Here is an 11,563-nt window from a genome sequence, read left to right on the forward strand (position 1 = left end):
ATCGTTGGTGAACGCCGCAACACCGGCTTCCGTGAGGCTGATTTGACCACTCTCTGAATCGATTTCAAACAGCGCCTTAGGCACTTCATCGTCGTTAAAGACATTAGTCTTGATGCTGTAGGTGACACCTTCTCCGTCGGCATCCACCGCATTCACAGTACCAATGACGTAATCCTCAGCGGAGTTTTCGTTGTACTCAAAGCTGTAGGATCGAACGGGTTGCTCATCTTCGTAGAAGATCGGGGCATTATCGTCCAGATTAATCTCTGAGAGAGACACATTGATTGGTGTTTCTTTTTGTATTGGCCCCAAGCCGTTACTGCCTGGTCCTTCCGCGACCTCAGTAGCGGTGACGACAATGTCATGCAAGTTTTGGAATCGTTCATAGTCATTAGTGAATGCTGTAACCCCTGCCTCCGTAAGCGTTATCTCACCCGTTAATTCGTCAATCGCAAATAATGGCTCTCCTTCTGGCCTCTGTGGGAAATCTCCCTCAAACCCATCTACAAATTTGAAGTCTCCTTCAAATTCATAGCTATAGACATTTTGTGTGATGCTATAGGTCACATCCTCACCATCAGCATCGACTGCGGCAACTTGCCCTAACACATCCGTCACAAGTGAATTTTCGTTGTATTCAAATGAATACCCTTCGACTGGACCGCCTTCCTCATCTTCAAAAACGGGCGCGTTATCATCAATATTCAATTCTGTTAGCTCAACGGTTACATCAACGGCTTGAGGAGTACCAGCCTTATCAACCTCCGTCACTGTCACCGTAAGTGCATGCAAGTTACTGAGTTGTTCGAAATCGTTGCTAAAGGCAATAGCGCCAGCTTCTGTTAAACTGATTTCTCCTGTTAAGGCATCGATAGAAAACAGATCTTCTTCCGACTCATTTTGAATATTACTTGAGATGGAATAGGCGAGAACTTCATTATCTGGGTCTGTGGCCCCCACAGTACCCAATACTTGGCCGGGCTCCGCCCCTTCTAAATAAGAGAACGAATATTGCTCCCCATCATTAGGAGCAAAAGCAGGGGCATCGTTAGTACCGTTTATTGTGACCGTAATGTCCTGAGTCGTACCATCTGTCGCAGCAACCGTAAAAACTTCTGTTATGGTGTCTCCGATGTAAAGCTCATTAAATGGGCTATTTGCAACAAACGTCCAGTTCCCTTCCGAATCAATAGAAAAATCACCATTCGTTCCTTCGGTATCAACCTGTTCGATGAACTCTGCTGCAAAATCGCCTTCCACCTCTATGATACCCGTAATTGTCACAGGCGAGTCGGTTTCGAATTCACTGTTAGTGACATCTCCAATAAAGCTGGTCAGTGTATTAAATAGCGCTAGGCTCTGTGTTTCCGATAGTCCTTGAGACTGTAGCCCTTCCGTATCAAACTGAGTTTCGGCAATGGTTTCTACGCCATCACGCTCGACAGTTCCTGTTCCTGTTGGGCTTGAACCATTTTGTCCACCAGCGGCTGTTGCAAAATCATCATTGGCTGTTGGATCGACCCCTTGTTCCAACTGCTCGAAGATTTGTGCTATTTCACCCTCTAGATCAAGCTCATTAAATCCGCCATCTTCCGTTGTTATGTCTGCCTGTATATTGGGCACATCAGGGTTTCCATCATCGACCGTCACCACCACCTCACCCGGTGCTGGGGTTTGTCCGGGAAGTAGCTCCCTAATCTGTCCATTTACATCAATGACTATGGTGGCGTTTGCAACACCGAATAACGTCAAGTTACCAATATTCATAATCTACGTCCTATACAGCACAAACCCAGACACCTTTCTCAAAGTGACTGTCAAAATGAATTTTATTTTGCGTCCCATCTAAATTTAGTGCGTTTTTACTGATATTCCAGTCAATAGCAGAGTGCGCTTCGGACATATTTCACAAGTTGTCAATATTTAAGGGAATTTAATTTTGAATTAGGTTCTCAAAGTCGCAGAAGGTCTACTAGACTTCCAGAGAATAACAAATACGTAACATCACTAACGTAGGTCTAGGCGTTCTCTGACGTACAGAATATCGGTTTAGCTTGAACCAACCTCTGAGTATTAGTGCACGTAAGATATCAATAAGGAGCATGTGAGTGAGATGGAATAAACCTATTTTGCTAAGTTGTATGATCGCAGCAAGTTTCAATGCGAGTGGCCAGACTCTGGAGCAAGCGGTAGCGATAACCTTAGCGACTAACCCCGAAGTAAAAAGTATATATAACGAGTACCTGAGCAAGGTAAAAGAGAGTGATGCATCCGGTGGCGCTTATCTACCCAGTATCGATCTTGATGCGGGGATCGGTTACGAAGGTATTAGCCCTGCGGAGTCTCTTGCTGGGCAAGAAGATACTGACCTAACCAGAAAGGAAGCGACCATTAGTCTTACCCAATTGCTTTGGGATGGTTCTGCGACATTACGTGATATGGACCGAACCGCTGCAGAAGCAGAATCTGTGCGCCTTCAAATTCTCGCTGACTCTCAAGACGTTGCACTGCAAGTCACTCAGGTATATCTAGACGCGGTCAAGGCTACAGAAGTACTGGCTTTGTCAGAAAGTAATTTAGCCGTGCATAAACGAATCTATAAGGACATCAGAAAAAGACAAGAATCGGGTATTGGTTCAACGGCGGATGTCTCGCAGGTAGAGGCTCGTATTGCCAAAGCACATGGTAACCTCCTTGCTGCTCAAAACAACCTTATAGATACTCACACTCAATTTTATCGTTTAGTTGGACAACAACCTCTCGGGCTCATTTACCCTAGAGCAGATGAATCCAAGTTACCTCTCTCTATGACGGATGCCATTGATGTTGCTTTTGATAGTCATCCCGTTATACAGATTGCTAAGGTAGATGTTGATGCGGCTAAGTTCCAATACGAACAAACTAAGGGCGTGAACTACCCGACCCTCTCACTAGAAGCAAGCCAGACATGGCGAGATGACGCTGCTGGAGATAAAGGTAAAAGCGAAGAAACACTCGCCATGCTGAGGCTTCGTTATAATCTATTTAATGGCGGCTCTGACAGTGACCTTAGTGATAGCGCTGCATATCAACTCAATAAAGCGAAAGATCTTCGCGATAATGCCTATCGTCAAGTTGAAGAAGGCCTACGTTTATCATGGTCAGCGCTTGACCTCACTCTACAGCAGAAAAACTTCTTAGCGGACCATGTGGACTCTGCGTCTGAAACCGTCATTGCCTACGATAAGCAATACAAAATCGGTCAGCGAACGTTGCTTGATTTACTCAACACGGAGAATGAATTGTTTGAAGCGCGTAAAGACTATTTGGATGCTCACTATTCAGAACAGTATGCAAAATACCGTGTCATGAACGCAACAGGCTCATTGCTTGATGCGCTGTTGGTTGATATTCCAGAAGACTGGACTGAGCGAGTGGAGTATTAATTATGACAAATAAAACCCTGTTAGCCATAAGTATCGCCACATTTGCGCTCGCTCTGTCGGGCTGTGCAAATGACGATTACGATTACATTGAAACGAGTAAAGCGAACCAAGTTTCTGACTTACTCGATGATGATAGAGATGGCGTAGTAAACGCTCGAGATATCTGCCCAGACACACCAACGGGCGCAATCGTCGATAATGATGGTTGCGGCATTACCATACAACAACAAGACTCGATGCAACTCAGAATCTTGTTCAGTAATGACTCTTATGAGATAAACCCGGTGTTTGGTGGGCAAATACAGACAATGTCTGATTTCCTAAAAACCTACCAGTCCGCCTCAATTGAAATTCAAGGCTTTACCAGTAAAACGGGTTCTGATGAATATAATCTTGAGCTTTCAAAAAAACGAGCCAACGAAGTTAAAGAGAAACTTCTTTCTTATGAAATTTCTGAAGATAGAGTCGAGATAGTCGGTTATGGTGAAAGCCGATTAGAAGATGAAAATGATGATGAGATTGCCCACGCTGTAAACAGAAAAGTAACGGCAACCGTTGTTGGCCTTAAAGAAGAAGTTGTCGAAGAATGGAACATCTTCACCACGCTTGAAAAATAGAAATACAAACGAAAAGCGCCCCCCTAATTTGAATTTTGGGGGCGCTTTCTATTAGTTCAATAGCTTGATTTGGAAACCACTATTTTGCGCTTTTTCGATTCTTTGCGCTTTTACTCGCTAATTGGTGCGTATCCATATCGTATTGCTCTTTAATGGCATCTTTGACGGTTCCTTCCCACACGCAAACGCCCACAAAATAACTCGTTCTAGCGAGTACATGAGCCGCAATCGGCGCCGTCAAAATGACGAACAAAACCACAGCGATAGCACGAACCACAACAGGGGTGTCTGCCCAGAATACAATCGAGAACGCAATCACAAGCAAACCAACGCCCAGTGCGCCTGCTTTTGTCGTTGCATGCATCCGAGTCAGAAGATCAGGCATTCGATTCAAACCAATGCTGGCTAACAGCATCAAAAACGAGCCCATCAAGACAAAGAAGGCAATAATAAAATCAATCATCTTTACGTATCCCTCTTTGCTCTAAGTAACGTGAAAAACCAACAGCAGCCATAAAAGACGTCAACGCCAGTACGATGGCAACATCAATAAACTTAGGTTCATTGTGAGCAATACTATAGACGACAACCAAGCCAACCGTCAGAGATGCCATCAACTCTAAAGCAACAACACGGTCAGGAAGAGATGGTCCTTTCAGTAAGCGAACCAAAGCAAACAATAGCGCGACCACTAAAATGATGAAGCTAATATCATAAACAGTTTCTAACATAACCTTACCCTAATAAATCGATAACCATGGCTTCGAGGCGCTTAAATTCAGCCACATGAAGTTCTTCATCTTCAAAGTACATCATGTGAACATAGAGCACTTTTTTATCCGTTGAGACATCTAAGGCTAACGAGCCAGGAGTCACCGTAATCAACGAAGAGAACACGGTAATTCCACCATCAGTCTTAATATCCAGAGGTACGGCAATGACCGCTGGTTTCATTAAGTGTGTCGGTGTCAGTACATCGTAAGCCACTCGCGCATTTGCCTTAATGAGATCCCAGATAAAAAACAGTATGAAGTTCACCATTTTAGGCAATTTGCCAAAGTACGCACTAAATAGCGGCTTATCACGCAACGCATACGCAAGAACCACGTAACTCAGCAACATACCGCCAAGTAAGTTAGAGATAGTGTAAGAGCCCGACAGTACTAACCATGCTAAGGCGAGTAGCATATTCCATCCAAATGCTTTCATTTACTGCCCTCCTAACACGGCTTGAATATATTGCTGCGGATCCAATATTTGCTCAGCAGTCATAGCCGCAAGCTCTACAAACCATTGGGCATTAATACCAATCGTTATCGTAATAACTGCCATAATAATGATTGGCAAATACAAACAGAATCGCTCTGAATCAGACAAAGGTGGATTGACTTCAGCATCTTCAGGCAGTTTCTTCCAAAACGCTTCCGCCCAAATTTTGATCATTGAGTACATAGTTAACAAGCCAACCGCTAATGATGCGATGACACCAATCCATTCTTGCGCTTCAATACCCGCTTTAATCACAACAAATTTCGCGAAGAAGCCTGACAATGGAGGAATACCCGCCAGTGACATGGCTGGGATCGCAAACAAAATGGCTAAGAACGGAGCAGATTTATAAAGCCCACCTAACTTCTCTAAACGATAGCTGCCGTGCATTCGGTGCATGACGCCACTGATTAGGAATAGGTTCGTCTTTACAATGATGTGGTGGAATAAATAAAAGACGCCACCCAGAATCGCTAAGGGTGTAAACAGCGCCAAACCTAGGATCATGTAGCCAATTTGGCTCACAATATGGAATGAGAGAATTCGGCGAACTTCAAATTGAGCTGCAGCGCCTAATACCCCTGTCACCATCGTAAAGATACCCATCCACATCAATAATGTATTGTGAGTAAAGCCTAAATCACCAATGAAGATGACACTGAACACTCGATACAGAGCATAAACACCGACCTTTGTTAACAAGCCAGCAAATACCGCTGAAATCGCAACGGGCGGCGTATGGTATGAAGCGGGCAACCAAAAGAACAACGGAAACGCCGCCGCTTTGATACCAAATGCAACCAAGAATAGCAGTGAAATCACCGTCACCACTTCTGGATTGTCTGACATGGCTAGCTTCTGCCCCAAGTCCGCCATGTTCAACGTTCCAGCGTAGGCGTAAAGCAAACCGACGGCACTTAAGAATAACGCTGAAGAGAGCAAGTTTAAGGTTACATACTTCAATGCCCCTTCCATTTGGCTTCGCTCTCCACCTAGGATAAGCAAACCAAAAGAAGCGATAAGCATGATCTCAAACCATACATAAAGGTTGAATATGTCTCCAGTTAAGAACGACCCAATGACACCCGCAAGCATGAGGTGTAGTAACGGGTAGAAACCGAACTTCTCATGTTCCTTTGTCATGGTAGCAAGTGCATAAATTGAGATACAAAATGCAACAACGGAAGACACGGTAACCATCACGACCGCCAATAAATCAGCGACAAGTGTAATACCGAACGGCGCTTCCCAACCACCTAGGTTAGTCGCTTGAATACCACTGGTATAAACCGTGTGAAATAACGTAATGGCTGCAATTAAAAGTGAAAAATTTGAGATGACACTGATCCAGCGTTGCAGCGTTTGATGTTTCCACAGCATTATAGATAACGCGGCGGAAAACATAGGGATCAGTACTGGCATTAATAGAATCATAATTGAGAATCTGTACTCTTCATTTCATTCATATCATCCGCACCTATAACTTTATAAGCACGCTTAATCAGAACAACAGCAAAAGCTAAAACACCAAAGCTAATAACTATGGCCGTCAATATCAGGGCCTGAGGCAGCGGATCCGCAATAGGGCCAATCGGTACCGTCATTCCTTTCTCAATAAGAGGGGGCGCACCACGAACAAGGCCGCCTCCGGTGAAAATCAACAAGTTCGTCGCGTTGGATAGAATCATTAAGCCAATGACTAGCTTAACAACACTGCGTCTTAGCATCATATACAGCGCAGCCGCATACAGAGCGCCAATGACAATGGCAAATAGAGTCGTCATTTATTCCTCCAACTGAGCTAATGAAAATAGGAGCGTTGTGACCATTCCTAATACAACCAAATACACACCGATATCAAAGATCAAAGGTGTACTGATTTTCAGTTCACCAAGACCGGGCACTTGAACATACCACCAGACCGCGCTCAGATACTCACTGCCTGATTTAATGACACCGATGAATCCACTCACTAAGGCAATAATCAAGCCTCCACCCATTAAGTACGCACTATCAATACCAATTAGCTTTCTAGTTTGTTCGGCATCAAATGCAAACAAGTAAAGAGCGAAGGCGCTTGAGGCAACAAGGCCTGCAATGAAACCACCGCCTGGTTCATCGTGCCCGCGTAGCAACAAAAACACAGAGAACAGCAGTAACATCGGCAAAAGAAAGCGAGCCACTACCTGCAATATTAAAGATGTACCGGTATTGTTCATGACTTATCCTTCTTAGTTCTCAGCATCGCGGTGACACCAAGCGCAGCCAATGCAAGAACGAACAGTTCACCCAGAGTATCCAACGCTCGGTAGTCAACCAGAATCACGTTCACAATATTTCGACCTTTTGCGATGGTGTAACTATTCTCTATCATGTACTCACTAATACGACCTGGCATCGCAAAGTGCGTAACCGTCAATAGCAAGACAGCCATCATTGCGCCAAATGTTAGAGCGACAAAACAGTCTCTCCAACGCATGTCACTGCTCGATAGCTTCTGGAACTTAGGTAATTTAAACAAAACAAGAACAAGAGTAATGACCGTTAATGTTTCGATCAGGACTTGTGTGATAGCGAGATCAGGGGCGCTAAAGAACACATAGATAAGTGCCATGGCAAAACCTAATGCACCAATCGCCGCCACCGAACCCAAACGCAGAGGCGTGACACAGGCGTAAGTGATCACAGTCACGATCAGTATTGCTATGCCAATGTCTTTAATTGTGACGTCTGAGAAGTCGATATCCCAGTGGAACCCTACTTTAGTCACCATCGTATAGCCAACCAGTAGAATGGTGGTGATAAAGATGGTTAGGATATAATTACCCATGTAACCATTTTGAAGCTTCATCGTGCTCCATTTGGCAAACTTAAGTAAATTGTCCATGAAGGTTTCGTAGCCACGTTCAGGGCCAAAATCTAACATTGGTTTGGCTTTCGCAGCTGATGGCCTTAGCGAGTCCCACTTCTTAAACAACAGATAACCGAACCCAAGAGCAGTTAAGCTAATCAACAATGGAATGTTGATGCCATGCCAAAGCGCTAGGTGAACAGGTTCAACGGCTTCGACAGAAATTGCGCTAACAGCAGAAGTAACTAATGGATTAACAAGGCTCGGAATCAAACCGAAGATCAAACCGACAGTCGCGAGAACAGAGAACCCTAGCCTCATACCGATTGGTGCTTCGTGTACCTTTTTCGGAGTCTTCGTTTTCTTTCCCCAGAAAGGCTTGATCACCAGTAGACCAGCACACGCAACAATAAAGATTGAGGTCAGTAAAGCCATGAAAACAAGCAGCATTGCCCAAGGGCTTGATAGTACTCCCTCCAACATCATCTCTTTACCAATAAAGCCAAACAGTGGCGGTACGCCCGCCAAAGCAAGTGCAGCCAACGACATAAATGCCGCCGTATAAGGCATGGCTTTACGAAGACCGCCTAATTCCCGAACGTCTTTCGTCCCGGTTTCGTGGTCAATCGTGCCTGCAGCCATGAACAACGCGCCTTTATAAAGTGCGTGCCCAAGTAAAAATACAATGGCCGCCAATAAAGACGCTTCTGTTCCTATACCAATAAGCATGGTTAACGTACCCAATGCCATGACCGTGGAGTAAGCCAAAATACGTTTTAGGTCCGTACTGGTAACAGCAAGTGTCGCACCTAACAGCATAGTGATGGAGCCAAAAAATGTGAGCGCTATCGTCCAGGTTTCAAAGCCCGCCATTGTGGGCTGCAAACGAGCCATCAGGTAAACACCCGCTTTAACCATGGTCGCAGAGTGCAGATAAGAGCTAACAGGCGTCGGCGCCGCCATCGCATTGGGCAACCAAAAATGGAATGGGAACTGTGCAGACTTAGTGAATGCGCCCAGTAACACTAAGACCATCATCGTGCCAAACAAAGGGTGTGACTGAAGTTCAGTGCCTTGGGCTAGAATCTCACGTACCTCATAGGTACCAGCAATGTGCCCAAGAACGATTATCCCAGCCAACAAAGCCAATCCGCCACCAACGGTCACCATCAAGCCTTGTAAGGCAGATTTACGCGAGCTTTCTTTCTCGTGATAGTAACCAATTAACATATATGACGTAATGCTGGTTAACTCCCAAAAGACAAACATTGCCATCAGATTGCTTGAGAGTACAACGCCCAACATAGCGCCCATGAAAGCCATGAGATACATCAGCAATTTACGCTGATCGGCTTTGTGAGCTAAATAGCAGCCTGTGTAAACAATAACGAAGAAGCCAATACCGGAGATCAGCAAGGCGAACAATAGGCTTAAACCATCCAGCCAGAAGTCTAAACTGATACCAAGCGCTGGTACCCAATCATAGCTAATGAGTATTGGCCCTTGCTCAGTGACAGCAGGAAGAAAGGTTAGGAAATAGATAAACAGCGTCGCTGGCAATATAGCGAGCAACCTACTGGTTAGTTCACCAAACTGTCGAAACAACCAAGGAACAAACACCGCCAGTAGAAAACCTGACAGAACAGCAATTAGCATTAAAATAGCCTCCAAGGCTTAAACTAAATACTCTGAAGAAGGAAAATGACGAATTTCGGCCATTTATCCGAGTGAGCACACGATCAACTCTTGCAGAAGCATAGCGACAATAGATACCTATAACAACATAGATAAATATAGCGTATGAGAATATCTGCAAATTTTACAAGGCGATCAGTTTAAGCATCTTTTAACATTATTAACATTCGCTTGTTACAGGAGTTAACTTCGGAATTTCCGATCTATCAGAGCTATTGGGTCGGAAATAGTAAATCGCTTAGTAGACACACTTCACACAATGGTATGACGCTATGCAAACCCGCCTAGGGAAGCAGATTAACTTTAGGTTAACAAATAGACAGTAGGACGAAGCCAAAGAAAACAGAGTAACCCAGAGGTAAACTAAGAGATAAAAATGGAGTCTAAAAAATGAAAAATCCACTGCTGATGACTTCAGCAGTGGATTGACGTGAGCGTGTGTCTTAACTAATTGTGTACAGCAGCAGGTTGCTTAGGCAACACAAAATTAAGTATGGAGTAACCCAGCACTGCAGAGGCTGTCGAACCAAGCAGAATACCTAAGCGGGCATAAGTGTCCATCACCTCTTTCTCAAAACCAAAGGCTAATGAAGAGATGAAGATAGACATAGTAAAGCCAACGCCACACAGTATCGACACAGCAAAGATGTGCCTCATGGAAATACCTTCAGGAAGCTTCGCAATACCCAACTTTAGAGAAATCCAACAACACGACATGATGCCTATCGGTTTACCAACCAACAGGCCAAGTGCAATACCAAGAGGTAGCATAGACGTTAAGCCTTCAACCGAAATATTCTGAAGTGAAACGCCTGCGTTAGCCAAAGCAAACAATGGAAGTATGCCGAAAGCCACGTATGGGTGAAGCGAATGCTCTAAGGTTTTAAGCGGAGATTTACCGCCCTTACTGCCTTTAAGAGGAATAGCGAAACCAACCACTACACCCGCTAGAGTCGCATGAACCCCAGATTTAAGAACAGCAAACCAGAGTATTGCACCGATGATCAAATAAGGTGTTAAAGACGTCACTTTCTTTGAATTGAGGTAGAAAAGCACCGCTGTAGAAATAAACCCAATGATCAAAGCCGTCACCGAAAGGTCAGTCGTATAAAAGAGTGCAATAATAATGACAGCGCCTAGATCATCGATAATAGCTAAGGCAAGCAAGAATACCTTCAAGCTTACTGGTACCCGGTTGCCGAGCAAGGCCATAATACCCAGTGCAAAAGCAATATCGGTCGCGGCTGGAATTGCCCATCCCGAAAGCGCCTCAGGATCACTATAGTTAAATGCAACGTAAACCAACGCAGGCACTAACATTCCACCCACCGCTGCGATTGCTGGGAACATTGCCGTTTCTTTTGATTTTAAAGCACCTTCAAGTAGCTCTCGCTTAACTTCAAGCCCAATAATAAGGAAGAAGACAGCCATTAAGCCATCGTTAATCCAGTGCGAAAGAGACATGCCTAAAAAGTAAGTGTGTAAAAAACCTTGGTAATAAATGTTCAGAGGAGAATTCGCAATGGTCATCGCAATTATTGCAGCTATTACGAGTAAGATTCCACTCGATGACTCTAATTTAAAAAAGTCTCGAAGCATACCAGTCATGTTATTGGCCTTATAAAAGTAAAAGTAGAAAAATTGAAAAAATAAACTGTCAACGAAGTAATAAAGTGTGTTTTGTAAGTAGTTGTTAATAACACTTC

Annotated in this window: 11 protein-coding genes; 2 read left to right on the plus strand and 9 right to left on the minus strand. The window is 44.3% G+C overall.

From position 1 onward, the window contains the following. On the minus strand, positions 1 to 1,767 hold a 1,767-nt coding region (locus BCU12_RS07615; RefSeq protein WP_198599280.1), incomplete at its 3' end, for a cadherin domain-containing protein. 374 nt (positions 1,768 to 2,141) lie between these two features. On the opposite strand from BCU12_RS07615, the gene BCU12_RS07620 reads away from it, so the two are divergent. After that, complete coding sequence (locus tag BCU12_RS07620; RefSeq protein WP_102403747.1) at positions 2,142 to 3,425, plus strand: TolC family outer membrane protein; 1,284 nt, start codon at positions 2,142 to 2,144, stop codon at positions 3,423 to 3,425. A 2-nt stretch (positions 3,426 to 3,427) separates the two neighbouring features. Next, positions 3,428 to 4,042 (plus strand): OmpA family protein, encoded by a 615-nt coding sequence (locus tag BCU12_RS07625; protein WP_102403748.1) that lies wholly within the window; start codon positions 3,428 to 3,430, stop codon positions 4,040 to 4,042. A gap of 79 nt (positions 4,043 to 4,121) precedes the next feature. Here BCU12_RS07625 and mnhG read toward each other — a convergent pair whose 3' ends face one another. The 8 genes from mnhG to nhaA all read right to left on the minus strand — a co-directional run bounded on the left by mnhG (position 4,122) and on the right by nhaA (position 11,465). Further along, complete coding sequence (gene mnhG / locus BCU12_RS07630; protein ID WP_102403749.1) at positions 4,122 to 4,505, minus strand: monovalent cation/H(+) antiporter subunit G; 384 nt, start codon at positions 4,503 to 4,505, stop codon at positions 4,122 to 4,124. After that, the gene (locus BCU12_RS07635; RefSeq protein WP_102403750.1) at positions 4,498 to 4,773 is read right to left on the minus strand and encodes a cation:proton antiporter; all 276 of its coding nucleotides are present in this window, start codon (positions 4,771 to 4,773) and stop codon (positions 4,498 to 4,500) included. The genes mnhG and BCU12_RS07635 overlap by 8 nt, the downstream gene beginning before the upstream one ends. Positions 4,774 to 4,777: 4 nt before the next feature. Then, positions 4,778 to 5,251, minus strand: coding sequence for a Na+/H+ antiporter subunit E (locus tag BCU12_RS07640; RefSeq protein WP_102403751.1), 474 nt, complete (start codon positions 5,249 to 5,251; stop codon positions 4,778 to 4,780). Then, positions 5,252 to 6,745 (minus strand): Na+/H+ antiporter subunit D, encoded by a 1,494-nt coding sequence (locus BCU12_RS07645; RefSeq protein WP_102403752.1) that lies wholly within the window; start codon positions 6,743 to 6,745, stop codon positions 5,252 to 5,254. After that, on the minus strand, positions 6,742 to 7,095 hold the full coding sequence (locus tag BCU12_RS07650; protein ID WP_102403753.1) for a Na+/H+ antiporter subunit C: 354 nt from the start codon (positions 7,093 to 7,095) through the stop codon (positions 6,742 to 6,744). The genes BCU12_RS07645 and BCU12_RS07650 overlap by 4 nt, the downstream gene beginning before the upstream one ends. Next, the gene (locus BCU12_RS07655; RefSeq protein WP_102403754.1) at positions 7,096 to 7,530 is read right to left on the minus strand and encodes a Na+/H+ antiporter subunit B; all 435 of its coding nucleotides are present in this window, start codon (positions 7,528 to 7,530) and stop codon (positions 7,096 to 7,098) included. Then, positions 7,527 to 9,818: a putative monovalent cation/H+ antiporter subunit A gene (locus tag BCU12_RS07660; RefSeq protein ID WP_102403755.1), complete on the minus strand. Its 2,292-nt coding sequence runs from the start codon at positions 9,816 to 9,818 to the stop codon at positions 7,527 to 7,529. The genes BCU12_RS07655 and BCU12_RS07660 overlap by 4 nt, the downstream gene beginning before the upstream one ends. A gap of 486 nt (positions 9,819 to 10,304) precedes the next feature. Beyond that, complete coding sequence (gene nhaA / locus BCU12_RS07665; RefSeq protein WP_102403756.1) at positions 10,305 to 11,465, minus strand: Na+/H+ antiporter NhaA; 1,161 nt, start codon at positions 11,463 to 11,465, stop codon at positions 10,305 to 10,307. Positions 11,466 to 11,563 lie beyond the last annotated feature (98 nt).

The sequence above is a fragment of the Vibrio sp. 10N.261.55.A7 genome, assembly GCF_002877365.1.
Lineage (GTDB): Bacteria > Pseudomonadota > Gammaproteobacteria > Enterobacterales > Vibrionaceae > Vibrio.